Annotated in this window: 31 protein-coding genes and 1 riboswitch; of the genes, 14 read left to right on the top strand and 17 right to left on the bottom strand. The window is 71.1% G+C overall.

Features of this window, described 5'->3' with window-relative positions:
* Positions 1-132: 132 nt before the first annotated feature.
* Entirely contained in the window at positions 133-1,281 is a 1,149-nt protein-coding gene (locus ACHFIV_RS18875; RefSeq protein ID WP_398970141.1) for an 8-amino-7-oxononanoate synthase, read from the top strand.
* Here the strand turns inward: ACHFIV_RS18875 and ACHFIV_RS18870 are convergent.
* Complete coding sequence (locus ACHFIV_RS18870; protein WP_398970138.1) at positions 1,274-1,480, bottom strand: DUF397 domain-containing protein; 207 nt, start codon at positions 1,478-1,480, stop codon at positions 1,274-1,276. The two genes, ACHFIV_RS18875 and ACHFIV_RS18870, sit on opposite strands and share 8 nt — an antisense overlap.
* A complete protein-coding gene (locus tag ACHFIV_RS18865) occupies positions 1,417-2,370 on the bottom strand; it encodes a helix-turn-helix domain-containing protein (RefSeq protein WP_398970135.1) in 954 nt (317 codons plus the stop codon). The genes ACHFIV_RS18870 and ACHFIV_RS18865 overlap by 64 nt, the downstream gene beginning before the upstream one ends.
* A 227-nt stretch (positions 2,371-2,597) precedes the next feature.
* Here ACHFIV_RS18865 and ACHFIV_RS18860 point away from each other — a divergent pair, with 227 nt between their 5' ends.
* Positions 2,598-3,029: an ATP-binding protein gene (locus ACHFIV_RS18860; RefSeq protein ID WP_398970132.1), complete on the top strand. Its 432-nt coding sequence runs from the start codon at positions 2,598-2,600 to the stop codon at positions 3,027-3,029.
* A 108-nt stretch (positions 3,030-3,137) separates the two neighbouring features.
* On the opposite strand, the gene ACHFIV_RS18855 is transcribed toward ACHFIV_RS18860, so the two are convergent.
* A complete protein-coding gene (locus ACHFIV_RS18855) occupies positions 3,138-4,067 on the bottom strand; it encodes a LysR family transcriptional regulator (protein WP_398970129.1) in 930 nt (309 codons plus the stop codon).
* 72 nt (positions 4,068-4,139) lie between these two features.
* Here ACHFIV_RS18855 and ACHFIV_RS18850 point away from each other — a divergent pair, with 72 nt between their 5' ends.
* Positions 4,140-4,787 (top strand): LysE family translocator, encoded by a 648-nt coding sequence (locus ACHFIV_RS18850; RefSeq protein ID WP_398970126.1) that lies wholly within the window; start codon positions 4,140-4,142, stop codon positions 4,785-4,787.
* 18 nt (positions 4,788-4,805) lie between these two features.
* Here the strand turns inward: ACHFIV_RS18850 and ACHFIV_RS18845 are convergent, their stop codons facing one another.
* The 3 genes from ACHFIV_RS18845 to ACHFIV_RS18835 form a co-directional block, all read right to left on the bottom strand.
* Positions 4,806-5,276 carry a C40 family peptidase gene (locus tag ACHFIV_RS18845; protein WP_398970123.1) on the bottom strand — a complete coding sequence of 157 codons (471 nt, stop codon included), beginning with the start codon at positions 5,274-5,276 and terminating at the stop codon, positions 4,806-4,808.
* A gap of 3 nt (positions 5,277-5,279) precedes the next feature.
* Positions 5,280-5,452: riboswitch (cyclic di-AMP (ydaO/yuaA leader) on the bottom strand.
* 365 nt (positions 5,453-5,817) lie between these two features.
* On the bottom strand, positions 5,818-6,126 hold the full coding sequence (locus ACHFIV_RS18840; RefSeq protein ID WP_398970121.1) for a hypothetical protein: 309 nt from the start codon (positions 6,124-6,126) through the stop codon (positions 5,818-5,820).
* A gap of 7 nt (positions 6,127-6,133) precedes the next feature.
* Positions 6,134-6,769 carry an ATP-dependent Clp protease proteolytic subunit gene (locus ACHFIV_RS18835; RefSeq protein ID WP_398970118.1) on the bottom strand — a complete coding sequence of 212 codons (636 nt, stop codon included), beginning with the start codon at positions 6,767-6,769 and terminating at the stop codon, positions 6,134-6,136.
* A gap of 78 nt (positions 6,770-6,847) precedes the next feature.
* On the opposite strand from ACHFIV_RS18835, the gene ACHFIV_RS18830 reads away from it, so the two are divergent.
* A complete protein-coding gene (locus ACHFIV_RS18830; RefSeq protein ID WP_398970115.1) occupies positions 6,848-7,147 on the top strand; it encodes a type II toxin-antitoxin system Phd/YefM family antitoxin in 300 nt (99 codons plus the stop codon).
* Between the two features lie 159 nt (positions 7,148-7,306).
* Here the strand turns inward: ACHFIV_RS18830 and ACHFIV_RS18825 are convergent, their stop codons facing one another.
* Positions 7,307-8,302, bottom strand: a complete 996-nt coding sequence (locus ACHFIV_RS18825; RefSeq protein WP_398970112.1) for an ABC transporter permease — start codon at positions 8,300-8,302, stop codon at positions 7,307-7,309.
* 108 nt (positions 8,303-8,410) lie between these two features.
* Here ACHFIV_RS18825 and ACHFIV_RS18820 point away from each other — a divergent pair, with 108 nt between their 5' ends.
* From ACHFIV_RS18820 to ACHFIV_RS18785, 8 genes are all read left to right on the top strand, one after another.
* Complete coding sequence (locus ACHFIV_RS18820; RefSeq protein WP_398970110.1) at positions 8,411-9,031, top strand: TetR/AcrR family transcriptional regulator; 621 nt, start codon at positions 8,411-8,413, stop codon at positions 9,029-9,031.
* A 139-nt stretch (positions 9,032-9,170) separates the two neighbouring features.
* Positions 9,171-9,473 (top strand): urease subunit gamma, encoded by a 303-nt coding sequence (locus ACHFIV_RS18815; RefSeq protein WP_398970108.1) that lies wholly within the window; start codon positions 9,171-9,173, stop codon positions 9,471-9,473.
* A 14-nt stretch (positions 9,474-9,487) separates the two neighbouring features.
* On the top strand, positions 9,488-9,799 hold the full coding sequence (locus tag ACHFIV_RS18810; protein ID WP_398970106.1) for an urease subunit beta: 312 nt from the start codon (positions 9,488-9,490) through the stop codon (positions 9,797-9,799).
* Entirely contained in the window at positions 9,792-11,513 is a 1,722-nt protein-coding gene (locus ACHFIV_RS18805; RefSeq protein ID WP_398970104.1) for an urease subunit alpha, read from the top strand. The genes ACHFIV_RS18810 and ACHFIV_RS18805 overlap by 8 nt, the downstream gene beginning before the upstream one ends.
* Positions 11,514-11,533: 20 nt before the next feature.
* Complete coding sequence (locus ACHFIV_RS18800; protein WP_398970101.1) at positions 11,534-12,199, top strand: urease accessory protein UreF; 666 nt, start codon at positions 11,534-11,536, stop codon at positions 12,197-12,199.
* Between the two features lie 43 nt (positions 12,200-12,242).
* A complete protein-coding gene (ureG, locus tag ACHFIV_RS18795; protein ID WP_398970099.1) occupies positions 12,243-12,920 on the top strand; it encodes an urease accessory protein UreG in 678 nt (225 codons plus the stop codon).
* Positions 12,917-13,702 (top strand): urease accessory protein UreD, encoded by a 786-nt coding sequence (locus tag ACHFIV_RS18790; RefSeq protein ID WP_398970096.1) that lies wholly within the window; start codon positions 12,917-12,919, stop codon positions 13,700-13,702. The genes ureG and ACHFIV_RS18790 overlap by 4 nt, the downstream gene beginning before the upstream one ends.
* A gap of 154 nt (positions 13,703-13,856) precedes the next feature.
* Positions 13,857-15,434, top strand: a complete 1,578-nt coding sequence (locus ACHFIV_RS18785) for an alpha/beta hydrolase (protein WP_398970093.1) — start codon at positions 13,857-13,859, stop codon at positions 15,432-15,434.
* 75 nt (positions 15,435-15,509) lie between these two features.
* Here the strand turns inward: ACHFIV_RS18785 and ACHFIV_RS18780 are convergent, their stop codons facing one another.
* The 9 genes from ACHFIV_RS18780 to ACHFIV_RS18740 form a co-directional block, all read right to left on the bottom strand.
* Positions 15,510-16,559: an NAD-dependent epimerase/dehydratase family protein gene (locus tag ACHFIV_RS18780; RefSeq protein ID WP_398970090.1), complete on the bottom strand. Its 1,050-nt coding sequence runs from the start codon at positions 16,557-16,559 to the stop codon at positions 15,510-15,512.
* A 65-nt stretch (positions 16,560-16,624) separates the two neighbouring features.
* Positions 16,625-17,335, bottom strand: a complete 711-nt coding sequence (locus tag ACHFIV_RS18775; RefSeq protein ID WP_398970087.1) for a lysophospholipid acyltransferase family protein — start codon at positions 17,333-17,335, stop codon at positions 16,625-16,627.
* A gap of 457 nt (positions 17,336-17,792) precedes the next feature.
* Positions 17,793-18,170: an SRPBCC family protein gene (locus tag ACHFIV_RS18770; RefSeq protein WP_398970085.1), complete on the bottom strand. Its 378-nt coding sequence runs from the start codon at positions 18,168-18,170 to the stop codon at positions 17,793-17,795.
* 22 nt (positions 18,171-18,192) lie between these two features.
* On the bottom strand, positions 18,193-18,447 hold the full coding sequence (locus tag ACHFIV_RS18765; protein WP_398970082.1) for an HU family DNA-binding protein: 255 nt from the start codon (positions 18,445-18,447) through the stop codon (positions 18,193-18,195).
* 186 nt (positions 18,448-18,633) lie between these two features.
* Positions 18,634-18,792, bottom strand: a complete 159-nt coding sequence (locus ACHFIV_RS18760; RefSeq protein WP_033301001.1) for a hypothetical protein — start codon at positions 18,790-18,792, stop codon at positions 18,634-18,636.
* 67 nt (positions 18,793-18,859) lie between these two features.
* On the bottom strand, positions 18,860-19,810 hold the full coding sequence (locus ACHFIV_RS18755; RefSeq protein ID WP_398970078.1) for a cytochrome c oxidase assembly protein: 951 nt from the start codon (positions 19,808-19,810) through the stop codon (positions 18,860-18,862).
* Between the two features lie 112 nt (positions 19,811-19,922).
* On the bottom strand, positions 19,923-20,948 hold the full coding sequence (locus ACHFIV_RS18750) for a 6-phosphofructokinase (RefSeq protein ID WP_398970075.1): 1,026 nt from the start codon (positions 20,946-20,948) through the stop codon (positions 19,923-19,925).
* Between the two features lie 185 nt (positions 20,949-21,133).
* Positions 21,134-21,862, bottom strand: coding sequence for a type 1 glutamine amidotransferase (locus tag ACHFIV_RS18745; RefSeq protein ID WP_205023279.1), 729 nt, complete (start codon positions 21,860-21,862; stop codon positions 21,134-21,136).
* Between the two features lie 34 nt (positions 21,863-21,896).
* Positions 21,897-23,135 carry a MurT ligase domain-containing protein gene (locus ACHFIV_RS18740; RefSeq protein WP_398970072.1) on the bottom strand — a complete coding sequence of 413 codons (1,239 nt, stop codon included), beginning with the start codon at positions 23,133-23,135 and terminating at the stop codon, positions 21,897-21,899.
* Between the two features lie 114 nt (positions 23,136-23,249).
* On the opposite strand from ACHFIV_RS18740, the gene def reads away from it, so the two are divergent.
* Positions 23,250-23,804, top strand: a complete 555-nt coding sequence (def, locus tag ACHFIV_RS18735; protein ID WP_398970070.1) for a peptide deformylase — start codon at positions 23,250-23,252, stop codon at positions 23,802-23,804.
* 31 nt (positions 23,805-23,835) lie between these two features.
* Here the strand turns inward: def and ACHFIV_RS18730 are convergent, their stop codons facing one another.
* Complete coding sequence (locus tag ACHFIV_RS18730) at positions 23,836-24,486, bottom strand: TetR family transcriptional regulator (protein WP_398970067.1); 651 nt, start codon at positions 24,484-24,486, stop codon at positions 23,836-23,838.
* 175 nt (positions 24,487-24,661) lie between these two features.
* Between ACHFIV_RS18730 and ACHFIV_RS18725 the strand changes: the two genes are divergently transcribed.
* Entirely contained in the window at positions 24,662-25,888 is a 1,227-nt protein-coding gene (locus ACHFIV_RS18725) for an acyl-CoA dehydrogenase family protein (protein WP_398970064.1), read from the top strand.
* The last annotated feature ends 49 nt before the right edge of the window (positions 25,889-25,937 follow it).

The raw sequence follows: 25,937 nt of genomic DNA, 5'->3' as shown, positions 1-25,937 counted from the left end.
CTGACGTACGTCACCGCCATCGGCCAAGGAGGAACCGGACAGTAGAGCCGGTCGATGCTGTGGGTATTGCCACACCCTGGCCCGTTGCGCACCCGGTTAGGGTCTGTGAGCTGCCTACAAAAGGACCTTCTCATGTCCTACGCCCCGTTCGACTGGATCGATGACGAGGCCCGGAGCCGTGCGCAAGCCGGACTCGTCCGGACGCTGCGCCCCCGGCCCGCGGAGACGGAACTCCTGGACCTCGCGAGCAACGACTACCTGGGTCTGAGCCGGGACCCCGAGATCACCGCGGCGGCGGCCGAGGCGGCGCGGACGTGGGGCGCGGGTGCGACCGGTTCGCGGCTCGTCACCGGATCCACCGCGCTGCACGCCGAACTCGAGCGTGAACTGGCCCGTTTCTGCGGCTTCGAGGCCGCCCTGGTGTTCTCCTCCGGCTACGCGGCCAATCTCGCCGCCCTCACGGCGCTGACCGGCCGGGACTCGCTGATCGTGTCCGACGCGGGCAACCACGCCTCGATCGTCGACGGCTGCCGCCTCTCGCGCGCCGCCACCGCCGTGGTCCCGCACGCGGACCCCGAAGCCGTGCGAAAAGCACTCGGCGCGCACGGTGGAAGGGCGCTGGCCGTGACCGATTCCGTCTTCTCGGTGGACGGGGACGCGGCCCCACTGGCGGATCTCGCCGAAGTCTGCCGCGACGCGGGCGCGGCACTCCTCGTGGACGACGCGCACGGACTGGGGGTTCTCGGCGACGGAGGGCGCGGCGCCCTCGCCGCCGCCGGACTCGCCGGCGGCGAGGGCGTCGTCGCCACACTCACCCTTTCCAAGTCGCTCGGCAGCCAGGGCGGAGCCGTGCTCGGCTCCGCCCGGGTCATCCGCCATCTGGTCAACACGGCCCGTACGTTCATCTTCGACACGGGTCTCGCGCCGGCAGCCGCAGGCGCGGCTCTGGGCGCCCTGCGCCTGCTGCGCCGAGAACCCGAGCGGGCTGCGAGGGCCGGCGCCGTCGCCACCGAGTTGTACACCCGTCTGACGGCGGCCGGACTGACCGCGGTACGGCCCGACGCCGCCGTGGTGTCCGTCCGGGCGCCTTCGGCGGAGTCAGCCGTGCGCTGGGCCGCCGACTGCCGCAGGGCGGGGCTCGCCGTGGGGTGCTTCCGGCCACCGTCGGTGCCGGACGGGATCTCGAGGCTGAGGCTGACCGCCCGGGCGGACCTGACAAGAGTCCAGGTCACCACCGCCGTGGAGACGATCCTCGCGCAGGCGCCGCTGCCGGTCAGCTGACAGGGCGGCCGTCCAGCGCGGCGACGAAGGATCTCCACGCTCGCACCGAGAAGCGCAGGGGCGGCAGACCCACGTCCTTGGAGTCTCGGACGGCGAGACCGCCGTCGCCGAGCGGTGCCGTTTCCACGCAGTTGTTCATCCCGGTGCTGCGGCTGCTGCGCCGCCACCCGGGCGCGGGCCGTGCGAGACGGTCGGACATCGTGCCCCCCTCGGGCAGTCTGAGGATTCCGCCTGACCGCCGCGGCCTACTGCGGCGATGAGGTCCAGCGAACGCTCGGGCGACAGCGCGTGGGCCTGCATGGTGCGGAAGGCCGAGCTGTACGCCTCAAGGTCTTCTCTCCGCTCCAGGTAGAGACTACTCGTCAAGTGGTCAAGAACGACCACATCTAGATCTGAAGTGCTCGGAAAGGAGAAGATTACGAAAGGTCCGGTGAGGCCGATGTAGCTCCCTGCCCGGAACGGCAGCAACTGGAGCGTCACGTGAGGCAGTTGTGCCGTCCGCGCCAGATGGTGCAGCTGTTGCTCCATGACCCGTGGACCGCCGACCTCACGCCGGAGTACGGCCTCGTCGAGTACGGCGCTCAGCCGCAGCGGCCGGCGTGCGTGGAGCACGCTCTGCCGGGCGAGCCTGACCTCCACCAGGCTATCGAGCTGGGCCGACGGGAGCCCGTCCAGCGACGACCGGGTCACCGCTCGCGCGTAGTCGGCGGTCTGGAGCAGCCCAGGGACCACCGAGGTCTCGAGCGTGCGAGCCGCGTCGGCCTGCGACTCCAGGCTGATGAAGTCGCGGTACTGGGGCGGAATGAGCCCGCGATAGGCATGCCACCACCCACTTCCGCCGCCACCTGCCGAACCGGCGAGCACCTGGAGCAGGGAACGCAGCTGCCGGTCGTCCACGCCGTAGGCGTCCAGCAGCCGGGTCACGTCACCGGGCGTCACCCCGCTCGTCCCCGTCTCGATCCGGCTCACTTTCGACTGGTGCCAGCCCAGCATCCCGGCGGCGTCCCGGCTCGTGAGTCCGGAGTTCTGCCGCAGGCTGCGAAGCTCCTCCCCGAGCTTGCGGCGGCGTACCGCAGGGCCGTTCCGCATGGTGGCCTCCTCCCGTCGTACGGAGAGCCGCCCCAGGGGCCGGCTCGGAAAGGGGCCAGTGTGGCGCCGCTGGACGCCGCAGGGAGCAGAGTTCACCGTAATGAGCGACAGATATATGCATATCCTGGTGGATCGCCGTCATGGAGGGGTGTATCGGTGGCACTCTGGCGCGAAGCACAATCCAGGCCGTCCGCAGGTCGGTCCGGGCGGAAAGGGACGGCGTCGCCATGGCGGACCATCAGGAAGCATCCTTCACTCTGCCGAGCGATCCGGCATCGGTCTCCGCGGCCCGGAGACACGTGGCCCGGGTACTCGCGGAGTGGGGCCTGGCCGAGGACTGCGACACCGCCGACACGATCCGGCTGATCCTCTCGGAGCTGGCCACCAACGCCGTCCAGCACACCTTCGGGCAGTCACCGACCTTCAGCGTGGATCTCCGGCTCGACAGGGACGTGGAGTTCTACCTCGGCGTGACGGACAGCCACCCACGGTGGCCTCAGCGGTTGCCCGCCGCGGTCCGGCAGGACAACGGCCGCGGCATGGTGATCATCCGGGCCCTGACCAAGGAGTACGGCGGCCGGCTCAGCGTCAGCCCCACCCCGGACGGGGGCAAGACCGTGTCGGTCGCCCTTCCCTGGCCGGTACCCGCGCAGACCTGACGCCGGCCCGGGCGGCGCACGCGGCGAGTGACGTCACGGCCGTCCGCACGCGGCGGGCCACCGCCGCCCGCGCGTGACCAGTGACGCGGGCGGTGTCCGGCGGGTGACTCACGAGACGGGTCCCTGCATGGCGGAGGCCCGGCCGAAGCCGCCACGGAGCAGTGCCGTCAGCGTCGTCGCCGCAGTGGTGTTCCGGTCCCCACGGTGCGCCACGGAGATCGTCCGCCGGAATGCGGGGGGTTCCAGGCGCCGGACGGCGAGGGGCGCAGGAGACATCGCCGCCACCATCTCCGGCACCACGGCCACGCCGATGCCCGCGCTGACCAGGGCGCACACCAGGGCGTACCCGGGTGACTCGCACACCACGGCGGGGGTGGCCCCCGCCTCGGCCAGCGCACGCTCCACCCCACGCCGCGGCGGGTGCTCCGGCGCGCTGCTGATCAGCGGACGGCCCGCCAGTTCGGCCACGGGCAGGGGGCCGCTGCCCTCGGACAGCATCTGCCCGGGGGCGGTGACCAGCACCAGCTCCTCGACGAGCAGCGGTTCGGCGGACACGCCTGACGGCAACGGATCGGCGGAGGCCGGTTCGTACGCATGGGTGAGTGCCAGGTCCACGTCCCCCGCGGCCACGGCGGCCACCCCGGCAGGAGGCTCGTAGTCCGTCACGGCCAGCTCCACGTCGGGATGGGCGCGGCGGAAGGCCGTGAGAACCGGCGGCAGCAGATGGATGCCGGCCGTCACGAACGTACCGACCCGCAGCCGGCCGCCCGACAGTCCGGAGAGCCGGGCCAGCTCGTGCCGGGCCTGGTCCATCTCGTCCAGTACGCGTCGCGCCCGCCCGGCCAGCAGCTCACCGGCGGCCGTCAGCCGTGCCCCACGGTGATGGCGGACGAGGAGGGCGGCTCCCGCCTCCCGCTCCAGCTTGGAAAGCTGCTGCGACAGCGCGGGGGCGGTGTACCCCAGCCGAGCGGCGGCACGTGTGATCGAGCCGGCCTCGGCGACGGCCACCAGCGCGGCCAGCCGTGTCGGGTCGTACATTAAGCGTTCCTTCAGGCAGACCCAGCAGATTGCAAGTACACGCTAAAGGGCTGGAGCGGCCAGGGTGTACCCATGGACGCACAACTACTCGCCTTCGTCGCCGTGGCCGCGGGAATGGTGGCGCTTCCCGGCGCCGACTTCACCGTGGTCGTACGCAACGCGCTCGCATCCCGGCGGGACGGACTGGCCACCGCGGTGGGAGTCGCCGGAGGCCTCGTGGTGCACACCGCGCTGGCCGTCGCAGGACTCGCCGCCGTGCTCGTGACGATGCCCGTCCTGTTCCGCACCGTTCAGCTTCTGGGCGGCGCCTACGTGCTGTACCTCGGACTCAGCGGCCTGTACGCCATGCGGCGAGGAGCCGGCCCCGCCGCCGCCGGCGGCACGGTCGAGGAGAACGCCGCAGGCGGGTCCGCAGGTCCCGGGCGAGCGCTTCGCCAGGGATTCCTGACCAACGCACTCAACCCGAAGGCCCCCGTGCTCTTCCTCAGTCTGCTGCCCCAGTTCGTCCCCGACGGCCGGCCTCCGTTGCCCAGGACCCTGCTTCTGGCCTCGGTGGTCGTCCTGCTGGCACTCGTCTGGTTCCCGGCCGTGGCCCTGCTGGTGGACCGCCTGGGCCGGTGGCTGCGCCGGCCGCGTGCCGCCCGTGCGATCGAGGGCGGCAGCGGCACGGCACTCACCGCGTTGGGGCTCGTGCTGGTGACGGGGCCGCTGCTGCACTGAGTGAGGCCGGAAGACGCATCAGCGAACCCTTCCGTACCAGACGTTGCCGGACCAGATCTTCTCCAGCCGGACCACGGCACCGGCCTTCGGCGAATGCCAGATCTTCCCGCTGCCGGCGTAGATGCCGACGTGGTACACACTGCGACCCGCATGGAAAAAGACCAGGTCGCCGCGTTTCCGCTGCGACCTGGAGATATGGCGGGTCTTGTTGTACTGCTGTTGGGCCGTGCGGGGAAGTTTCTTGCCGGCCTTCTTGAACGAGTAGAGCGTGAGCCCGGAACAGTCGAACCGATGAGGGCCCGTGGCGCCCCATCTGTACGGTGCGCCCTTCTTCGAGGCGGCGATCTTCAGTGCCTTCGTCGAGTGGGCGGCGGCCTCGGCGTCGTTCACGACCCCAGGAGCCAGCATGGTGGCTCCCACGGCGAACGTCAGGACCGAGGTCGTACCGACCCGGGCGAACAGAGACGGGACATGAACCTGCGCAGGCATGCGCAACCCTTCGTCAGCCGCCTGTGAAGGATGACCTGTCGGGTTCGGGCTGGCGAAGTCGCCCGGCCGCACGAAGCGGCTTCACCCCGAGGGCCACCCGGAAATCCGGCCGGCCCGTTGCGCTCGGGTCCTCCACTCCTGCCGATCCACTCCTGTCGACCAGGCATCCGGACGGCGGCAGGACTCGGCGTCCGCCCGGACCGCCCCGCCGCGGTGGCGGGGGCTTGTCGTCCCAGGGATCTTTACGCACGCGCTGCCGGATTTCCTCATCGAAGCGGCGATATGTGAGAGTCGTCACCACTGATCCGATCGGGTGGACGGAGCAGTTCGGGGGCCGCGGCGGCCGTACCGGACCAGCCGCGTACCAGCGGCGGAACGACGCGTGTCGATCAGTGTGGTGGCTCGCGGCGCAAGTTGGGCTGTCCCTCGGGAGGGGGAGCTCCTACGCCGATCGAGCGAGGGAAACTCATCGGGCTGCCGGGCGTGTCGTGATAGGCCGTCGAAAAGCCGTCACGGCGCCCGAGTCGGGCGGTGGAGGTGCTCAACTCGACTGAGCGGGCGGTACGGCGACCCGTCCGGCGCGGCGCTCTCCGTCCAGCAGCCGCAGAGCCCTGGCCAGGGTGTCCGCGTGGATCCGTGACTCGCCCCGCTCGTGCATCAGCGCCAGTGCCTCGCGGAGGGCGACGGCCCGGGACGCGAGCGCCTGAGCCGCCCGCAGCGCTCCGTAGGTGTCGCTGCCGCGCGCGGGGTTGATGCGGCCGAGCTGGTCGAGGGCCTCCAGGTAGCAGTCGATGAACTCGGCCTCGGCGCGGGTCAGGGCGGGCAGCGGCGGGAACTGGGGTGAGAGCATCGGGCGTTCACCTCGCGGGGTGCGGCGGCTGGGACGGCGTGCGGTTCTCCACGACGTGGTCCACCAGTCCGAACGCCAGGGCGGCCGGTGCGTCGAGGACGGTGTCCCGTTCGATGTCGGCGCTGATCTCCCGCGTGGTACGCCCGGTGTGACGGGCCAGCATGGTCGTGAGCAGCTCGCGCTCGCGCGTCAACTCACGGGCCTGGATCTCCAGGTCGGAGGGCTGGCCCACCACCGGCTCGTCGAGCGCGGGTTGCTGTATGACTACCCGGGCCCCCGGCAGGGCATGTCGGCGTCCGGGCGCGCCGGCCGCGAGCAGCACGGCGGCGCTGGAGCCCGCCTGGCCGAGACAGAAGGTCTCCACCTCGCAGGCGAGGAAGTGCATGGTGTCGTAGATCGCCGTCATCGCGTCGAAGGAGCCGCCGGGCGAGTTGATGTAGAGGGAGAGGGGCCGGTCCGGGTCCGCATGCTCCAGGTACATGAACTGCGCGATCAGATCGGTCGCCGCGGTCTCGTCGACGGGTGTGCCGAGGAAGACGATCCGCTCGGACAGCAGCTTCGAGTAGGGATCCATGCTGCGGGGTCCGTAGGCGGTGCGCTCGGTGAACTCGGGCAGTACGTAGCGGGCGGCGGGACGGAACATCGCGTTGCCTTTCCTCGGACCATGCGCAGCGGGGTGCGTAAAAAATGTACAGGACGTACAGGAGGTTACGATGGAGGTATGGCCTATGAGATTCCGGTGACGCAAGCCCGGGCGGACCTCGCCGAACTGATCAACCGCGTCGTCTACGGGGGTGAGCGTGTGGTGGTCACGCGGCACGGGAAGCCGCTTGTCGCCCTGGTCTCTGCTGCTGACCTGCAACGACTTGAGAACGCGGAGGCCGCCGCGCAGGAGGAGGCCGCGGAGGAGCAGGTGATCAGCTCGGTGTCCTCGATCCGCTCCCTGTCGTCCGCTCCGGGCGGACACCACCGCTTCGGCATCGCGGCGGAGCACCGCGCGCACCAGGACAGGGACCGCTGACCCCGTCCGCGGTCCGGCGGGCGGCGGCCGGGGCACGGGCGGTCCCCGGCCGGCCCGGACCCGTCACCCGTCAGGGCCGCGGACGGCGGCGGAACCATGGCGGAGCCGCACCGCGCCCTCCTGGCGCGGTGCGGCTCGGTGGGATGTCGGGCCGGCTGCTCAGCCCGTGAGGACTGCTTCGGGACGGTGGCCGGGAGGTCCGGCCGTGTCGGCCGCCTCGGGCTGCCGGCGGCCGCCGGACAGCACGGCGACGAGCCCCGCCGCGGCCCAGGCCGTCAGGACCAGTGCGGGTCCGCCCGCCGCGGCCCCGTCGAAGAACGCCGTCGACCGCAGCAGGGACCCGCCCGCGCCCGGCGGGAGCCACTGGCCGATCGCGCCGACCGGTTCTGGGAGCAGCTCGGGTGCGCTCGTGACGCCGGAGAAGGAATTGCCGAGCAGCACCATCAGCAGCGCTCCCAGGCCTATGCCCTTCGTGCCGGCCAGGGCCGCCAGTCCCCCGACGCCCGAGGCGATGGCCAGCACGGTGAGCCCGATGACGCCCGCGTCCGTCCACCAGTCACCCGTGACCACGCCCAGCCAGCTGTGCGCGACCGCCGTGGCTGTGATGCCCACCAGGCCCGCCGCTCCGGCAAGGGTCAGGGCGGCCCTGGCGCCGCGCAGCCTCAGGAGGGTCACCATGGCCCCGGCGGCGACACCGGCGAGGGCCAGCGGCAGGATGCTCGCGCCCAGTGCGGCGCCGCGCGGGTCCGTCCTGGGGGCCGCGACGACATCGGTGACCCGCAGGACCGCGCCCGCAGGCGCCGCCCCCTCGGCCGCCCCGGTCAGCAGCTGGGAGACGACAGGACTCGCCGCCGAGGCGGTGAGCAGCTCCGGGCCGCTCTCCGTGATCACGACGGCGCCGTATACGACCCGGTCCTCGATCGCGGTCCGGGCCTCGGTGGCGTCGGCGTAGCGGTGGATCTCGAAGGCGCCCTCGCGTTGTTCGAGCCGCCTCTGCAGCTGCTCGGCGGCGGGCGCGGCACCCGCGACGCCCACGGGCAGATCGCGCGGGGCGATCCGCGCGGCGGGCCAGGAGAAGGCCCAGAGGCTGAGCGTCACGATCAACGGGACGAGGAGGATGACCGCGACCGCGCGGCGGTTGGGCGCAGCAGGCATGGTGACTGCCTCGATTCAAAGAGAAGGATCGTTCGTTTTACTGTCCGGCCACTGTCCCGCCGGTCCGGAGGCTTGTCAAGAAAGAACGTTCGTTTTAGATTGGTCGGCATGGCACGTGTATCGCAGGAGCACCTCGACGCCCGGCGCCGGCAGATCCTCGCCGGCGCGGCGCGCTGCTTCGCCCGCAACGGCTTCCACGGCACATCCATGCAGGATGTGCTGAAGGAGGTCGGGCTGTCGGCCGGGGCCGTCTACCGCTACTTCGCGGGCAAGGAGGAGCTGATCGCGGCCATCGCCGACGAGGCGTTCAACGGCATCCGGAGAGCCTTCGAGGAGGCCGCGGAGCTCTCCCCGCCGCCCACCCCCGACGTGCTGCTGGGCCGGGTGCTGCGCAGGGTCTTCGACGGCCAGGTGTACGGGATGGAGCGCCGCGTGTGCGCAGCGCTCATCGTGCAGGTGTGGGCCGAGACCCTGCGCGACGACCGGCTGGCGAGGACGCTGGACGAGGGTTACACCGGCATGCGGGCCGCCTGGGCGAAGCTGGTGGAGGCCTACCGTGCCGCCGGGCTCATGTCGTCCGAGGTACCGGCCGACGATGTCGCCCGCACCCTGATCGCCGCCGCGCAGGGATTCATCGCGCAGGAGGCGCTGTTCGGCGGAGCCGAGCCCGGCGCCCTGGAGAACGGCTTGCGCGGGCTGATGTCCATGAATCCGCAAAAGGCCAGTTAACGCGCCGGAAAAACTTCCGCCCTAACGTGCAATACCTGGCCGCGGAATCCTCTTCATCGTTCAACAGAGTGTTGAAGGCGGGATAGGGTCCCGCTGCGTCCGGGGCAGGTACCGGGCGGAAGACGAAGAGGGTGGAAGCGTGCAACTGACTCCGCACGAACAGGAACGCCTGCTCATCCATGTGGCGGCCGATGTCGCAGAGAAGCGCAGGGCGCGCGGCCTGCGGCTGAACCACCCCGAGGCGGTCGCGCTGATCACCTCGCACCTTCTGGAAGGCGCCCGTGACGGCCGGACCGTCGGCGAACTGATGGCCTCCGGCAGGAAGGTCCTCACCCGCGACGACGTCATGGACGGCATCCCGGAGATGATCCACGACGTCCAGGTCGAGGCCACGTTCCCGGACGGCACCAAGCTGGTCACCGTCCACGACCCGATCGTCTGACGGGGGACCAGCGGATGATTCCCGGAGAGATCCTGCACGCGGACGGCACGGTGCCGCTCAACGAGGGGCGCCCCGTCACCCGTCTCACCGTCCTCAACGCCGCGGACCGGCCCGTCCAGGTCGGCTCGCACTACCACTTCGCCGAGGCCAACCCCGGCCTGGACTTCGACCGCGGTGCCGCCCACGGGCTGCGGCTGAACATCGCCGCCGGAACGGCCGTGCGCTTCGAGCCCGGTATCCCCGTCGACGTCGAACTCGTCCCGCTCACAGGTCTGCGCGTCGTCCCCGGGCTGCGTGGCGTCACCGGAGGTCCCCTCGATGCCTGAGCTCAGCCGCCCCGTGTACGCAGACCTGTTCGGGCCCACCACCGGCGACCGCATCAGGCTCGCCGACACCGATCTGGTCGTCGCGATCGAGGAGGACCGGTCGGGGGGCCCCGGGCGGGCAGGGGACGAGGCCGTGTTCGGCGGCGGGAAGGTGATCCGCGAGTCGATGGGACAGGCGCGCACCACCCGGGCCGAAGGCGCCCCCGACACCGTCATCACCGGCGCCGTCATCATCGACCACTGGGGCGTCGTCAAGGCCGACGTCGGTATCCGCGAGGGCCGTATCACCGGCATCGGCAAGGCCGGGAACCCGGACACGATGGACGGTGTCCACCCCGACCTCGTCATCGGACCCGAGACCGAGATCATCGCGGGCAACGGCAAATTCCTCACCGCGGGGGCCGTCGACGCACACGTCCACTTCATCTCGCCCACCCTCGTCGACCAGGCGCTCTCCTCCGGCATCACGACGCTCGTCGGCGGAGGAACGGGCCCGGCCGAGGGGACGAAGGCCACGACGATCACCCCGGGACCCTGGCATCTCGCCCGGATGTTCGAGGCGCTCGAGGGATACCCGGTCAACATCGGTCTCCTCGGCAAGGGCAACACCATGTCCCGCGAGGCCATGCATAACCAACTGCGCGCGGGCGCCCTCGGATTCAAGATCCATGAGGACTGGGGTGCGACCCCCGCGGTCATCGACGCCTGCCTGGGGGTGTGTGAGGAGACCGGTGCCCAGCTGGCCATTCACACGGACACGCTCAACGAGGCCGGATTCGTCGCCGACACGCTCGCCGCCATCGCGGGCCGCTCCATCCACGCGTACCACACCGAAGGCGCGGGCGGCGGACACGCTCCCGACATCATCAGCGTGGTGTCGGAACCGTACGTCCTGCCGAGCTCCACCAATCCGACCCGGCCGCACACCGTCAACACGATCGAGGAACACCTCGACATGCTGATGGTCTGTCATCACCTGAACCCCACGGTGCCGGAGGACCTGGCGTTCGCCGAGTCCCGGATCCGGCCGTCGACCATCGCCGCCGAGGACATCCTCCACGACCTGGGGGCGATCTCGATCATCTCCTCGGACTCCCAGGCCATGGGGCGTATCGGAGAGGTGATCCTGCGTACCTGGCAGACCGCCCATGTGATGAAGCGCCGACGTGGTGCCCTGCCCGGCGACGGAACCGCCGACAACCACCGGGCGCGTCGCTATGTCGCCAAATACACCATCAATCCGGCGGTGGCCCAGGGCCTGGACCGGGAGATCGGCTCCGTCGAGACCGGCAAGCTCGCCGACCTCGTGCTGTGGGACCCGGCCTTCTTCGGCGTCAAGCCGCAGACCGTCCTCAAGGGCGGCCAGATCGCGTACGCGCAGATGGGCGACGCCAACGCCTCGATCCCCACCCCGCAACCGGTCATGCCGCGTCCCATGTTCGGCGCCATGGGCCGGGCTCCTGCGGCCAACTCCCTCAACTTCGTGTCATCGGCGGCCCTCGATGCCGGGCTGCCGGAGCGCCTGGGGCTCGGCAAGCGGTTCGTGCCGATCACCAGTACCCGGGGCGTCACGAAGGCGGACATGCGGGAGAACGACGCCCTGCCCCGTGTCCAGGTCGACGCCGACAGCTTCGCCGTGACCATCGACGGCGACCCGGTCGAACCCGCCCCGGCCGCAGAACTTCCCATGGCCCAGCGCTACTTCCTCTTCTGAGGGGGGCGGGACAACACATCATGACGACACGCGCAGCACTGCTTGTCCTCGCCGACGGCCGGTTCCCCGCCGGTGGCCACGCCCACTCCGGTGGCGCCGAACCGGCCGTCAAGGCGGGACACATCCGCGACGCCCGGGACCTGGAGGCGTTCTGTCTGGGGCGGCTGCACACCACCGGCCTCACCTGTGCCGCCCTGGCCGCCGCGGCGGCCCACGGACTCGACCCGCTCGCCCTGGACGAGGCCGCCGACGCCCGGACACCCTCGCCCGCGCTCAGGAGCGTCGCACGCAAGCTCGGACGGCAGCTGATGAGAGCGGCACGAGCGACCTGGCCGAGCCCCGGACTGGCCGCGCTCGCCGAAGCGCGGCCGCGCGGTGCCCATCAGCCCGTCGTACTCGGCCTCACGGCACGGGCCGCGGGCCTGGGGCCGGCCGACGCCGCGCACTGCGTCGCCTACGAAGCGGTGAGCGGGCCGGCCACCGCGGTGGTCCGCCTGCTGTCCCTGGACCCCTTCGAGGCGACCGCGGTCCTCGCCCGGCTCGCACCCGCCCTCGACCAGGTCGCCGATCGGGCCGCCGAGGCCGCACGGCACGGCATCGACGCCCTGCCCGCCACCTCCGCCCCGCTGCTCGACATCTCGGCCGAGGCGCACGCGGCCTGGCCGGTCCGCCTCTTCGCGTCCTGAACTCCCGTACCACGCCCCGCCAGCCATCACAGGAGCCGCACCCATGCATCTCGACCACGCACACCAGGGCCCCGCGGCCGTCAGCGCCGACGCCGCCCGCCCCGACGGCACCCGGCGGGCGTTGCGCATCGGCCTGGGAGGGCCGGTCGGCTCAGGCAAGACAGCCACCGTCGCCGCCCTCTGCCGCGCACTGCGTGACCGCGTCTCCATCGCCGTCGTCACCAACGACATCTACACGCGCGAGGACGCCGCCTTCCTCCTCCGCAACGCGGTGCTCCCGCCCGAGCGCATCCAGGCCGTCGAGACCGGCGCCTGCCCCCACACCGCGATCCGCGACGACATCTCCGCCAACCTCGAAGCGGTCGAGGACCTGGAGGACTCCGTGGGGCCCCTCGACCTGATCCTCGTCGAATCGGGTGGTGACAATCTCACCGCCACGTTCTCCAGAGGACTCGTCGACGCCCAGGTCTTCGTGATCGACGTCGCGGGAGGCGATGACATCCCGCGCAAGGGCGGCCCCGGTGTCACCACGGCCGACCTGCTCGTCATCAACAAGACCGACCTCGCCCCCTACGTCGGGTCCGACCTCGGACGGATGGCCCGCGACGCAGCCGAACAGCGAGGTGATCTCCCCGTGGTGTTCACCTCGCTGACCGGTGCCGAAGGTGTCGCACCCGTCGCCGACTGGGTGCGGGCGCGGCTCGCGGACTGGGCCGCATGAGTGTCAGGGCGACCGCCCGGATCACGGCGGTCCCCGACGGGCGGGGATCCACGGCACTCCCGCTGCTCGAGAGCGACGGCCCGCTCGCCCTGCGCCGGACCAGATCGCCGGACAGCTCCTACGCGCGTGTCACCGTCGTCGGCGCGATGAGCGCACCGCTCGGCGGGGACAGGCTCGCCGTCGAGGTCAGGGCAGAGGCCGGCGCCCGGGTCAGGGTGGACGCCGCCGCCGCCACCGTGGCCCTGCCCGGTGCCGGCCCGGACGCCGTCCCCGCCTCGTACGACGTGCGACTGAGCGTGGGGGAGGGGGCGGAGCTCCACTGGCTCCCCGAACAGCTCGTATCGGCCTGCGGGAGCGCACTGGACATGACCACTCGGGCCGAACTCTCCCCCGGCGCACGCCTGGTCCTGCGCGAGGAGCAGATCCTGGGCCGCCACGGCGAAGCCACCGGCCGGCTCTCGACCCGTCTGACGGTCCACAGAGCCGGACGTCCGCTGCTCGACCAGCAACTGGCGTACGGTCCGGGGGCACCCGGAGGGTGGGAGGGCCCCGCCGTCCTGGGAGGCCACCGGGCCGTCGGGCAACTGCTCGTCGTCGACCCCGTGTTCGAGGAAGCCCTCCCCGCACCGAGGCTGCTCGGACCCACCGCCGCACTCACCCCGCTGGCCGGCCCCGCGGTGCTGGTGACCGCGCTCGCCACCGACGCGCGGTTGCTCCGCGCGGTGCTGGACGAGGCGCTGGAGGGTCTGTCGAAGGACGTGAACGCCGCGCGAGAGGCCTGAGTCCGCTCAGCGGGACAACGGACACCGGTTATTGGTTCGGTAAAGAAACACGTGTACGCCCTGTTCTCGGCAGCCCCACAGACGAAAGGATCCCCCTGCACGTATGCACCAAGGGGCCGCCGACGGCGGCGCCTCACACAGGGGGAGGTTCCACTTGAGACGCACAGCGCTGCTCGGTCCGGCCGGCACTCTGATCGCGGGCACGCTCATAGCGGGGGCGATAGCCGCACCGGCCGCCGGTGCCGACAGCCGGCACCACGGCGACCAGGAGGCGCGCGGTGTGCAGATCGCCGCGGCGCGGGCCGCCGAGGCGGGTATCGACTGGACGGACTGTCCGGCCGACTGGGCGATCGCCGCGCCCATCCAGTGCGGATGGGTGAGCGTTCCGCTCGACTACGCGGAGCCGGACGGCAAGCAGATCAAGCTCGCCGTCGACCGGCACGTCAGCACGGGCACGAAGGACGAGCGCCAGGGAGCACTCGTCTACAACCCCGGGGGCCCCGGCGGCTCCGGCATGGCGTTCCCGAAGCGCATCGTCACCAAGAACCCGCTCTGGGCGAAGACCGCGAAGGCGTACGACTTCGTCGGCTTCGACCCGCGCGGGGTCGGCCACTCGGCGCCGATCTCCTGCATCGACCCGCAGGAGTTCGTGAAGGCCCCGAAGGCCGACCCGGTGCCGGACAGCGAGGCCGACAAGCGGGCGCAGCGCAAGCTCGCGGCCGAGTACGCCGACGGGTGCGCCGAGCGCAGCGGCGCCATGCTGCCGCACATGACCACGCCGAACACCGCGCGCGACCTGGACGTCATCCGCGCCGCGCTCGGTGAGAAGAAGCTCAACTTCCTGGGCGTCTCGTACGGCACCTACCTGGGCGCGGTCTACGGCACGCTCTTCCCGTCGCACGTACGGCGCATGGTCGTCGACAGCGTGATCGACCCGGCGAAGGACAACATCTGGTACGAGGCCAACCTCAACCAGGACATCGCCTTCCAGACCCGCTGGAACGACTGGAAGGCGTGGGTCGCCGAGAACGACGCCGCCTACCACATCGGTGACACGCCCGAGAAGGTCGAGCAGGCGTGGCTGACCCTGCGGGCGACCGCCAAGAAGAACCCGATCGGAGGCGTCGTCGGGCCCGCCGAGCTCATCGGGTTCTTCCAGGGCGCGCCGTACTACGACTCCGCCTGGGCGCCCACCGCCCGGACCTGGAGCGACTACCTGGCCGGCGACACGCAGGCACTGATCGACGCCGCGGCACCCGACCTGTCGGACACCGCGGGCAACATCAGGGCGGAGAACAGCAACGCCGTGTACACGGCGGTCGAGTGCGCCGACGCGAAGTGGCCCACCAGCTGGAGGAAGTGGGACCGCGACAACACCAGGCTGCACAAGGATCACCCGTTCATGACCTGGGCCAACGCCTGGATGAACCTGCCCTGTGCGACCTGGTCGACCGAGCAGCAGACCCCGCTGGACGTCCGTACGGGCAAGGGCCTGCCTCCGGTGCTCATCGTGCAGTCCACGCGTGACGCCGCGACTCCCTACGCGGGCGCCGTCGAACTGCACAAGCGCTTCAAGGGCTCCCGTCTCATCACGGAGAAGGGTGCCGGCTCGCACGGCGTCACCGGCCTGGTCAACCCCTGCGTCAACGAGCGGGTGGACACCTACCTGCTCACGGGGAAGACCGACCGGCGCGATGTGACGTGCACGCCGCACGCCGCACCGAAGCCGTGATCACCACCTGAACGTGAGCGGACGGCCGATGATGTCCGGCGGCCGTCCGCTCACCCCCGGATGCCGCCAGGGCGCTCACGCCCTCCGGCCGTACGTCTCCAGCCAGACGTCCTCCGCCGCGTAGTCGAAAAGGGATTCACCGTAGCTGCGCACCATTTTGGGGAAGGCCTGCCGCCAGTCGCGGCCGTCGAGCTGCGCGGTGAGCCATTCGACGGTCCGCGGCAGCGACTGGGCGTATCCCGTGACGGGGCGGTAACCCAGCTCCCGCTCAGCTGCCGACATGTCGTACACCACGGGGTGCGCGCCGGTCCACGGCGTCTCGCCGACATGGCCCTCCGGCGGCGGCCCCGGGACGAGGAACGTCTCCGTCTCCAGGCCGAGCACGCCGTCGACGGCGGCGCCGATCTCGGCGACGGTCGGTGCCTGCGGGTCTCCCGCGTTGAGCACCCGCGAACCCGGCCGCCGAGCGGCGAGCCGGATCAGCTCGGCGAGGTTGGACACATGGACCGGATGGAAGCGGCTCGCCCCGTCGTACGCCAGGACACGTCGTCGGCGTCCGTCCACCAGGCGCTTGACGAAGTACAGCTCACGCGGCGTGCGGCAGTGCTCCCCGTGCACCGCGCCCGCCCGCAGCAGCGTCACCGGCAACGCGTCACCCCCAGCCAGCAGCTCGTGCTCCAGCGCCACCTTCCGCGTCCCGTACGTCGCGTCCCCGGGAGCAACCGTGCGCTGGGTCTCCGGGATCGGCACCGGATACTCCGGGAAGCCGTCCGGCTCGCCCTGGGTGTCGAAACTCCGACCCCGTCCGTCCTCGTACACCGCACCGCTGGAGATGACCACCGCGGAACCGATCCTGCCCGTCAGACCTGTGAGCTGCGCGGCGTGAGCCCTGCCGAAGGCGACCATGTCGACCAGGACGTCGTAACCGTCGCCGATCACGGCCGCCAACGCGCCCTCCTCCTCACGGTCGAGGACGACGGCGCGCACGTCCTCACCCCAGCCGGCGTCCCGGCCACCGCCCCGGGAGGCCGCGGTCACCTCCCAGCCGTCCCCGGCCAGGGCCCTCACCGCGGCCCGGCCGATCTGTCCCGTGGCCCCCAGTACGCATGCTCGTCCTCTGCTCATGCCGGCAACGCTACGGTCGCCTCAGAGGCCCGACCAGGGACATCTGCCGAGAGCAGATTCCCCGCTCAGCGTGGCCGTCGGGGGAACTTCCTGGGCTGCTCCGCCTGTGCGGCCTTCGCCTTGACCGCGTACTCGTCGACGTACTCCTGGCCGGAGAGACCGAGAATGGCGTACATGATCTCGTCCGTGACCGCCCGGATCGCCGCCTTCTGGTCCTCCAGGCCCGCGTAGCGGGAGAAGTCCAGCGGCTCCCCGAACCGGATCGAGACCCGCTTGACCTTCGGCATCTTCTGTCCGGGCGGCTGGATCTCGAACGTGCCGACCATCGCGCAGGGGATCACCGGGACCCCTGCCTTGATCGCCATCACCGCGACCCCGACCTTGCCCTTGTACAGCCGGCCGTCGTGCGAGCGGGTGCCCTCCGGATAGATGCCCAGGAGCTCGTTCCTGCTCAGTACGCCCAGGCCTTCGCGGATCGCGGCCTGCCCCGCCTCCTTGCCGGAACGGTCCACGGGGATCTGTCCGATGCTGTGGAAGAACGCCGCGGTCAGCTTGCCCTTGATGCCGGGGCCGGTGAAGTACTCGGCCTTCGCGAGGAAGGTGATGCGTCGCTTGAGGATCGCGGGCATCAGGAAGTGGTCGGAGAAGGAGAGATGGTTGCCCGCGACGATGGCGGCCCCCTCTTCCGGGATGTGTTCCAGCCCCTCGATGCGAGGCCGGAACGCCAGCCGGAGCAGGGGGCCCAGCACGACGTATTTCAGGACGTAATAGAACACAGCTTCTCTCCTAGCCTTCTGGACCGGGCTGGTGGCCGCGTTCTGCCAGGTCACACATGGTGTTGTCGCTCGTGGCCGACTCGTCGGCGCGGCTGACGGCGGCCCGGCCCTCCCTGGACTGGTACCCGCTTCTCGCCGGCCCACCTGACGGGCCATCAGTCGATGGTCCGTGCGAACGGCTCGCTCTCCACGGTGATCGATCGTAGCGCTGTCCGGGCTGCGGTCGAGAAGTCGCACGGGCCGGGACGGAACACACCCGGCGTCATCCGCCGCACGCCGGCACGCCGCCCACGCGAGCAGCCCCGGGCAGGGCAGCCCGGGGCTGTTCGCACATCCCGTCCGAAGGCCCATCGCCGACGACCGACGACCGGTGAGCGGTGACCGTCCGCTCCCCGCACCGGCGGCCCCGCGGCGTTCGTTCGTCGGCACGCACGTCCCGCGAGGGCCTACCGCTCCGTCATCCCCGGACCAGACGCCCCATCGCCCACCGTGCCGGGCCGGCATAAGCGGCGAGAGCGAGGGAGGGGCCCTCGATCCGCAGCGTGGTGGCCGAGCCGCCCGGCCGGTGCAGGACCGCGTGACGCAGCCGCAGGCACACCGGTCCGAGCCGGACCCGCCACGTCCACCGCCGGCGCTCCTCGTCCACCGACTCGACAAGGAAGGCCGCCGTGACGCCGAACAGCGAGACGATCTCCCCCCTGGTCCCCGGCGTGATCCGCTCCGCGTCCACGCGCACCTTCCTGATCTGCGGTGACCAGGAAGGCCAGCAGGCCGGCGTGACGTAGCGGAGCCACACGTCCCCGGCCGACGCGGAACCCTCGGCCCGGAGCGTCATGGCAGCCAAGGGAGCCCCCGGCTCATCCGACCTGGTCGTGGACGAACTCGTTGAGGGCCTTGCCCGGCCGCAGGGACGCCTCGCCGCCCACCTGGTGGAAGCTGCCGAAACCCACCAGGGTGACGGTCCTGCCCGCCTTGAGCGCCTCCGCGATCGCGCCGGCCTCCCCGACCGTGCCGAACACGGCGTCGACGACCCGGCCGATCTGGTCGGCGGGAAGCTCACCGCCGTCCGCCGTCTTCCGTCCGATCGCCTCGATCAACCCGGACCTGTCCATGTGAAGCACCTTTTCCCGCCGACGAGGACGCGCGGTACACCATGACCCGCCCGCCTCACGCGCCGGCCGGTCACCCACCGCACAGTGTCACCAGGGTGGCACCGCCGGAGCCCACTCGCACGGCGCCCTACGCCGGCTGTGTACCCCCGCCGCCCAGGGGCGGGGGACGCCGCCGGCCCCCACCTCTCAGGTGTCGCGGGTGGCGACCATACCCAGAGTGGCGAGCCCCAGGACCACCCAGCCGAACCAGAGCCAGCCGTTGCTCCCCAGTGCCACCGTGTACGCCGTCACCGCGACCAGCGTGCCGACGGTGAGCACTCCCATGGTCTTCGTGGATCCAGGCATGAGCACACGCTCCTCACCCGGCCGCCCGGCCGTTGCAGCCATGGTCGCCCCTAGGGCCTGTTCCCCGCTACTGTCCGCGTGTCTGCAATGAGGCCAGATAGGCGTTGTACGCCTTCAGCTCCTGGTCGCCGTCCCGGTCGGCCGCCCGGTCCGAGCGCTTGGCCGTCCGCTGTTCGGAGCGGTACCACTGGAAGACCAGCGCGATCAGCACGAGCACGGACGGGATCTCGCTGAACGCCCAGGCGATGCCGCCGGCCGCGGACTGGTCCCCGAGCGCGTCGATCCCGAGCGAGGCCGGCGGATTCTCGTACGTGCCCACCATCGGCTGGCTCGCCATCATCAGCGCGATCCCGAAGAACGCGTGGAAGGGCATGCCGGCGAAGAGCTCGAGCATCCGCATCACGTAACCGGGCCTGTGCGGGCCGGGGTCGACGCCCATGATCGGCCAGAAGAACACGAGCCCGACCGCCAGGAAGTGCACCATCATCGCGATGTGGCCCGGCTTCGACCCCATGAGGAAGTCGAACAGGGGGGTGAAGTAGAGCCCGTACAGGCTCGCGATGAAGAGCGGGATCGTGAAGACCGGATGCGTGATGATCTTCATGTAGCGGCTGTGGAGCAGCTTGAGCAGCAACTCGCGCGGGCCCGTACGGCCCCGCCCCGCCACCGGCAGCGCCCGCAGCGCCAGCGTCACCGGAGCGCCCAGCAGCAACAGGATCGGCGACACCATGCTGATCACCATGTGCTGCACCATGTGCACGCTGAACATGACCATGCCGTAGTCGTTGAGGCCCGTGCACATCACCAGGGCGATGGACAGGACGCCCAGGACGAAGAAGACGGTCCGGTTCAGCGGCCAGCCGTCGCCCCGGCCCCGCAGCCGCATGACGCCGTAGCCGTACAGGGCGAGGGCGGCGACGCAGCCGATCAGGAAGAACGGGTCCGCGGAGAACTCGAGCCCACGTCCCAGCGTGAACGGCGGCAGGTCCATGTTCATGCCGTGCCCGCTGTGATCCATCTGTTCACTCCCGCTGGGGACGTCCCCGTTTCGTGCCGGTTGTCCGGTCCAGACTAGAACCGCCCCCGGGCGCGGGTGCGGCCGGGGGCGGTCTCTACGGGTGGCGTGACGGTCAGAGTACGACCTGGGCCTCGGCGTAGCGTTCCGCCGGAACCGTCTTCAGGGTCTCCACGGCCGCTGCCAGGGGGACCATCGTGATGTCCGTGCCACGCAGCGCCGTCATCATGCCGAACTCGCCGCGGTGAGCGGCCTCCACCGCGTGCCAGCCGAAGCGGGTGGCCAGGACGCGGTCGTACGCGGTCGGGGTGCCGCCGCGCTGCACATGGCCGAGGATCACGGGGCGGGCCTCCTTGCCGAGGCGCTGCTCCAGCTCACCCGAGAGCTGCGTCGCCACACCGGCGAAACGCTCATGGCCGTAGATGTCCTTCTTGCCCTGGTTGAACTCCATGGAGCCCTCCCGGGGCTTGGCGCCCTCCGCCACGACGACGATGGCGAACTTCTTGCCCTCCGAGAAGCGGCGGCCGACCAGTGAGGTCAGCTCCTCGATGTCGAAGGGCCGCTCGGGTACGACGATGGCGTGCGCGCCGGCCGCCATGCCCGAGTGCAGCGCGATCCAGCCGGTGTGCCGCCCCATGACCTCGACGATCAGCACCCGCTGGTGTGACTCGGCCGTCGTCTTCAGCCGGTCCAGGGCCTCGGTCGCGACCCCGACAGCGGTGTCGAAACCGAACGTCACGTCGGTGGAGGCGATGTCGTTGTCGATGGTCTTGGGCACACCGACGATGGGAAGTCCGGCTTCGGAGAGCAGATTGGCGGCCTTCAGCGTTCCCTCGCCGCCGATCGGGATGATCGCGTCCAGGCCGAGATCGGCCACATGGCCCTTCGCCCGCTCCACGCCGTCACGCAGATGCGCCGGCTGGACGCGGGAGGAACCGAGGATCGTGCCGCCACGGGCAAGAATGCCGCCGACCGCGTCGAGGTCGAGCTTGCGGTAGTCGCACTCGAGGAGGCCCCTCCAGCCGTCGTGGAAGCCGATGACCTCGTCGCCGTGGTCGACCACCGCGCGGTGCACGACGGAACGGATGACGGCATTGAGGCCGGGGCAGTCGCCGCCGGAGGTGAGCACACCAATTCGCATTGCCCGGGAAACCTTTGCAACGTGGGCCGACGCCGGACCACGTCGTCCGGTTGGATCCCCGCTACCCTACCGGCGCGAGGTGGCCGAACCGAACCCACTGTCCGACTGCTGGACGTCCACCGGATGTACACCCGCCCCGCACGCGCGGACCGGCCCGTCGGACGGACCGGTCCGCAGGCCGTGTGTCAGGCCGGCTGGGTCGCCGCGGCGATGCGTTCGGCGCGCAGCGCCTCGTACCACCGGTCGTCGCTCGGCGGCAGCGCGTTCACGTCCAGGGCCAGCTTCAGGAGCAGGTCCGCGATGAGCGGGTTGCGTGCCAGGACCGGCCCGTGCATGTACGTGCCGAAGACGGTGTCGTTGTACGCGCCCTCCGTACCGTCACCCGTGCCGTTGCCCCGGCCGAGCCGCACCCGGGCGAACGGACGGGCCGCCGGGCCGAGGTGGGTGATGCCCTGGTGGTTCTCGAAGCCGGTCAGAGGCGGCAGGCCCAGGTTCGGGTCGATGTCCCCGAGCACGTCGCCGACGCACCTGGCGCCCTCGCCCCGCGTCGAGACGACGTCCAGCAGCCCGAGGCCGGGCTCACGCTCGCCGAGGTCGTTGATGAACTCGTGGCCGAGGATCTGGTAGCCCGCGCAGACGGAGAAGATGATCGCGCCGTTCGCCGCGGCCCTGTTCAGTCCGCCGTCACGGCGCAGACGTTCCGAGGCCAGGCGCTGCGGCCGGTCCTCACCGCCGCCGATCAGATAGATGTCGCCCGACGTCGGGATGGGCTGGTCGCTGCGCACGTCCACGCGCGACACGTCGAGACCGCGCTGGCGTGCCCGGCGCTCCACCACCAGCGCGTTGCCCTGGTCGCCGTAGGTGCTGAGGAGGTCGGGGTAGACCCACACCAGCCGCAGGCTGTTGTTGCTCATGCTTCGTCCTCTCCGGGGGGTGCCCGCGCGGGGGTCAGTTGCCGACACGACGGCGCAGATCCTGGAAGGCGGTGTAGTTGGCGATGACCTCGATGCGGCCGGGCGGAGCCATCTGGACGGCCTCGTCCAGCGTCTCGCAGACACGGAAGTCCAGACCCGCCACCTCGAGCCGGACCGCCAGGTCCAGCTTGCGGTCACCCAGTACGAAGATCGGGTGCCCGTAGAGCTGGGTGTAGTCGACGTCCCACAGCCAGGAGGTGTCCGTGCCGTCGGCGCCGCGCGCGTTCACCGAGAGGATCACCGGCGTGGGCGGCGGGTCGATCAGGGAGAACGTCTCCAGCCAGCCCGCCGGGTTCTTCGCCAGCAGGAGCCGGAGCTCACGGCCGAGGAAGGTGACGACGTCGTAGCGGCCGGCCACGGCCTGCACCTGGTACATCCGCTCCAGGGCGACCTGGGGCGGCACGCCGAACACCGCGGCGACGGCGGCCGAGCTCGTGGCGTTCGCCTTGTTGGCCCGGCCCGGCAGCTGGAGGTGGATCGGCCACGCGGACCCGTGCGGGTCCAGGACGTAGTCGCCGTTCAGCGCCCAGCTCGGGGCGGGGCGGCGGAAACCGCACTCGCCGCAGAACCAGTCGTCACCGGGGCGCTGCATCACACCGCCGCAGGAGGGGCAGGACCAGGCGTCGTCCTTCCACGCCTGCCCCGCCGCGACCCACACCACGTTGGGGGAGGAGGAGGCGGCCCAGACGATCAGTGGATCGTCGGCGTTGGCCACGACCACGGCCTTGGAGCCCGACAGGCCCTCCCGCCACTGCTCCGCCATCATCCGGGTCTCCGCCGCGCGGTCCAGCTGGTCGCGGGAGAGGTTGAGCAGCGCGATCACCTTCGGCGTCGTGTCGCGCGCCACGCCGGCGAGGTACTTCTCGTCCACCTCGATCACGCCGTACCGCGCGTCCGAGCCCCCTGCCAGCGCGGAGGTGATCCCCGCGGGCATGTTGGCTCCGAGCGCGTTGGACACGACGGGCCCCGCGGCCCGGAGTGCCTCGGCGATCAGCCGGGTGGTGGTCGTCTTGCCGTTCGTCGCCGACACGAGGATCACGTCCAGGTGCTGCGCCAGCCGCCCGAGCAGGTCGGGGTCGAGCTTGAGCGCCACCCGGCCGCCGATCACCGATCCGCTGCCGCGCCCCGCAGCGCGCGACACCGCCGCCGCGGCCTTGCCCGCCGTCACGGCGAGCTTGGCCCGCGGCGACAACGGCTCCGTGTTGCCTGCCATCGTCCTAGATCCTCCTTGCGTAAGTCCGCGCCCAGCCTATCGATGTCCGGCGCGGCGACCGCACCTCGGCACCACGGGGAACGTGGAGGTCACGTGGAACGTACGCTTCTCCTCATGCGAAACCGCCCGATCCCCGGCAGTTCCGGACGCGTCCGGCCCATGAGCCTGTTCGGGGCCCCGGTGCTGCACAGCCCCTGTGACGAGGTCACCGACTTCGGGCCGCCGCTCGCCCGTCTGGTGGAGGACATGTTCGCCACCATGTACGCCGCGAACGGTGTCGGGCTGGCCGCCAACCAGGTCGGTGTCCCGCTCAGGGTGTTCGTCTACGACTGTCCGGATGACGACGAGGTCAGGCACCTCGGCCACATCGTCAACCCCGTACTCACCGAGGCGGACGGGATCACCGTACGCGGACCGGAGGGCTGCCTGTCACTTCCCGGCCTCGAAGCCGGGACCGCGCGCTTCGACCACGCGGTGGTCGAGGGCCGGAACGCGGCGGGGGAGCCGGTACGGGTCACCGGCACCGGATGGTTCGCCCGCTGCCTGCAGCACGAGTGCGACCATGTCGACGGCCGCGTCTACACGGACCGGCTGACGGGACTGCGCCGCTCCAGGGCGCTGCGCGCGGCCCGGCGGGCTCCGTGGGGGCGGCCGGCGGGCGGGAGCTGACCCGGCCACGCGTCCCACTCCCCGGGGGCGCTCAGAAGCCCGGGCCGCCGGGCAGGTCGCCGGCCCCGGCCAGCCTGCCCCACAGCAGGTCGGCGAGACTGCGTACCAACTGCTCGCGTGAACAGGGCCGGTCACCGAGCCACCAGTCGCCGGCCGCGTGCATCATGCCCACGATCCCGTGCCCCCAGATGCGGGCCATCTGCTCGCTCTCCGGTCCGAGATCGACCCGCTCCACGATCACCTTTCCCAGCTCCTCGCCCAGGCGGCGCAGCAGCGGCGCGGAGTGCCTGCCCACGTCGAAGCCCTGTTCGGGCGAGGGGGCGGCGTCGTCGGAGGGGTGCATCAGGAAGCGGTAGACCTGCGGGCGCGCCTCGATCGCCGCGAGGTAGGTGTCCAGCGTCGCCTCGACGCGTTCCCGCCGCTCGGACGGCGCGTCGAGGGCGGCCCGCAGGGCACTCAGCAGAGCGTCGGTGTGACGCTTGGCCAGCGCGCGGTAGAGGCCGCCCTTGTCGCCGAAGTGCCGGTAGAGGATGGGCTTGGTGATTCCGGCCTCCGCGGCGATCGCGTTCATCGACGCCTGGGGGCCGTCCCTGAGCACCACCCGGTCTGCGGCTTCGAGCAGCTCCCGGCGGCGGCGTTCGGCCGCTGTCCGCTGCCGTTCGGCCCCTCGTGTGGTCTCCATGTCGTCTTCTCCCGCCCCGCCCAGCTGTCCTGCGATCTCGTCACGCCCGGGCAACGTAACACCCTGCTCAGCCGCTCGCGGATCCCCGGCCGCCCGGTTGACAGAGGCTACTTGCTGGTAACAGACTGTTGTTACCGCTAGTAACGGGTTGATCCGGAAGTGCATGGAGGGAACCATGGCCGAGTTCACGCTCGAGCTCAACGACGACCAGAAGCAGGTCCGTGACTGGCTGCACGGATTCGCCGCCGAGGTGATCCGGCCGGCTGCTTCGGAGTGGGACGAGCGTGAGGAAACGCCCTGGCCCGTCATCCAGGAGGCGGCGAAGGTGGGCATCTACTCCCTCGACTTCTACGCCCAGCAGTTCTTCGACCCCACCGGTCTCGGCATCCCCATGGCCATGGAGGAGCTCTTCTGGGGCGACGCGGGAATCGCCCTGTCGATCGTCGGCACCGGCCTGGCCGCCGTCGGCGTCCTCGCCAACGGTACCGAGGAGCAGATCGGTACCTGGATTCCCCAGATGTACGGGGACGCGGCCGATGTGAAGGTCGCCGCCTTCTGCTCGTCCGAGCCCGACGCGGGCTCGGACGTGGCCTCCATGCGTACCCGCGCGGTCTACGACGAGGCCAAGGACGAGTGGGTGCTCAACGGCACCAAGACCTGGGCGACCAACGGCGGTATCGCCAACGTCCACGTCGTCGTCGCCGTCGTCGACCCGGAGCTGGGCTCGAAGGGCCATGCCTCCTTCATCGTCCCGCCGGCCACCCCCGGGCTCTCGCAGGGCCAGAAGTTCAAGAAGCACGGCATCCGCGCCTCGCACACGGCCGAGGTCGTCCTCGAGGACGTACGTGTCCCCGGTCACTGCCTGCTGGGCGGCAAGGAGAAGCTCGACGAGCGCCTCGCCCGGGCCCGGGAGCGCGCCAGGTCCGGTGGCGAGCGTCTGAAGAACGCGGCCATGGCGACCTTCGAGGCGTCCCGCCCGGCGGTCGGAGCGATGGCGGTCGGCACCGCTCGCGCTGCCTACGAGGTCGCCCTCGACTACGCGAAGACGCGGACCCAGTTCGGCCGCCCGATCATCGACAACCAGGGCATCGCCTTCCAGCTGGCCGACATGCGGACCCAGATCGACGCCGCGCGACTGCTCGTCTGGCGCGCCTCCTGGATGGCCAGCGCCGGCAAGCCGTTCACGGCCGCCGAGGGCTCGATGTCGAAGCTCTACGCGAGCGAGACCGCGAAGTCGGTCACGGCCCAGGCCGTGCAGATCCTCGGCGGCAACGGCTTCACCCGTGAGTACCCCGTCGAGCGCATGCACCGGGACGCCGCGATCTACACCATCTTCGAGGGCACGAGCGAGATCCAGCGCCTGGTGATCGCCCGGACCCTGTCGGGGATGCCGATCCGCTGACCACGGCGCGGGGCCGGACCGGGCGCCCGGTCGGCCCCCCCCCCCGTTC

The sequence above is a fragment of the Streptomyces sp. ALB3 genome (genome assembly GCF_044385685.1).
Classification (GTDB): domain Bacteria; phylum Actinomycetota; class Actinomycetes; order Streptomycetales; family Streptomycetaceae; genus Streptomyces.
Note: the sequence above shows the minus strand (reverse complement) of the source record. Positions and strands in the feature narration are given on the sequence as shown.

Coding starts and splice junctions, on each gene's coding strand:
- ACHFIV_RS18745 (WP_205023279.1), bottom strand. CDS start 21,862: ATGAGCAACAACAGCCTGCGGCTGGTGTGGGTCTACCCCGACCTCCTC.
- ACHFIV_RS18860 (WP_398970132.1), top strand. CDS start 2,598: ATGGCGGACCATCAGGAAGCATCCTTCACTCTGCCGAGCGATCCGGCA.
- ACHFIV_RS18840 (WP_398970121.1), bottom strand. CDS start 6,126: ATGCTCTCACCCCAGTTCCCGCCGCTGCCCGCCCTGACCCGCGCCGAG.
- ACHFIV_RS18750 (WP_398970075.1), bottom strand. CDS start 20,948: ATGCGAATTGGTGTGCTCACCTCCGGCGGCGACTGCCCCGGCCTCAAT.
- ACHFIV_RS18875 (WP_398970141.1), top strand. CDS start 133: ATGTCCTACGCCCCGTTCGACTGGATCGATGACGAGGCCCGGAGCCGT.
- ACHFIV_RS18810 (WP_398970106.1), top strand. CDS start 9,488: ATGATTCCCGGAGAGATCCTGCACGCGGACGGCACGGTGCCGCTCAAC.
- ACHFIV_RS18855 (WP_398970129.1), bottom strand. CDS start 4,067: ATGTACGACCCGACACGGCTGGCCGCGCTGGTGGCCGTCGCCGAGGCC.
- def (WP_398970070.1), top strand. CDS start 23,250: ATGCGAAACCGCCCGATCCCCGGCAGTTCCGGACGCGTCCGGCCCATG.
- ACHFIV_RS18760 (WP_033301001.1), bottom strand. CDS start 18,792: ATGCCTGGATCCACGAAGACCATGGGAGTGCTCACCGTCGGCACGCTG.
- ACHFIV_RS18770 (WP_398970085.1), bottom strand. CDS start 18,170: ATGACGCTCCGGGCCGAGGGTTCCGCGTCGGCCGGGGACGTGTGGCTC.
- ACHFIV_RS18820 (WP_398970110.1), top strand. CDS start 8,411: ATGGCACGTGTATCGCAGGAGCACCTCGACGCCCGGCGCCGGCAGATC.
- ACHFIV_RS18800 (WP_398970101.1), top strand. CDS start 11,534: ATGACGACACGCGCAGCACTGCTTGTCCTCGCCGACGGCCGGTTCCCC.
- ACHFIV_RS18740 (WP_398970072.1), bottom strand. CDS start 23,135: ATGGCAGGCAACACGGAGCCGTTGTCGCCGCGGGCCAAGCTCGCCGTG.
- ACHFIV_RS18730 (WP_398970067.1), bottom strand. CDS start 24,486: ATGGAGACCACACGAGGGGCCGAACGGCAGCGGACAGCGGCCGAACGC.
- ACHFIV_RS18765 (WP_398970082.1), bottom strand. CDS start 18,447: ATGGACAGGTCCGGGTTGATCGAGGCGATCGGACGGAAGACGGCGGAC.
- ACHFIV_RS18805 (WP_398970104.1), top strand. CDS start 9,792: ATGCCTGAGCTCAGCCGCCCCGTGTACGCAGACCTGTTCGGGCCCACC.
- ACHFIV_RS18835 (WP_398970118.1), bottom strand. CDS start 6,769: ATGTTCCGTCCCGCCGCCCGCTACGTACTGCCCGAGTTCACCGAGCGC.
- ACHFIV_RS18755 (WP_398970078.1), bottom strand. CDS start 19,810: ATGGATCACAGCGGGCACGGCATGAACATGGACCTGCCGCCGTTCACG.
- ACHFIV_RS18830 (WP_398970115.1), top strand. CDS start 6,848: ATGGCCTATGAGATTCCGGTGACGCAAGCCCGGGCGGACCTCGCCGAA.
- ureG (WP_398970099.1), top strand. CDS start 12,243: ATGCATCTCGACCACGCACACCAGGGCCCCGCGGCCGTCAGCGCCGAC.
- ACHFIV_RS18865 (WP_398970135.1), bottom strand. CDS start 2,370: ATGCGGAACGGCCCTGCGGTACGCCGCCGCAAGCTCGGGGAGGAGCTT.
- ACHFIV_RS18825 (WP_398970112.1), bottom strand. CDS start 8,302: ATGCCTGCTGCGCCCAACCGCCGCGCGGTCGCGGTCATCCTCCTCGTC.
- ACHFIV_RS18870 (WP_398970138.1), bottom strand. CDS start 1,480: ATGTCCGACCGTCTCGCACGGCCCGCGCCCGGGTGGCGGCGCAGCAGC.
- ACHFIV_RS18845 (WP_398970123.1), bottom strand. CDS start 5,276: ATGCCTGCGCAGGTTCATGTCCCGTCTCTGTTCGCCCGGGTCGGTACG.
- ACHFIV_RS18725 (WP_398970064.1), top strand. CDS start 24,662: ATGGCCGAGTTCACGCTCGAGCTCAACGACGACCAGAAGCAGGTCCGT.
- ACHFIV_RS18850 (WP_398970126.1), top strand. CDS start 4,140: ATGGACGCACAACTACTCGCCTTCGTCGCCGTGGCCGCGGGAATGGTG.
- ACHFIV_RS18790 (WP_398970096.1), top strand. CDS start 12,917: ATGAGTGTCAGGGCGACCGCCCGGATCACGGCGGTCCCCGACGGGCGG.
- ACHFIV_RS18780 (WP_398970090.1), bottom strand. CDS start 16,559: ATGAGCAGAGGACGAGCATGCGTACTGGGGGCCACGGGACAGATCGGC.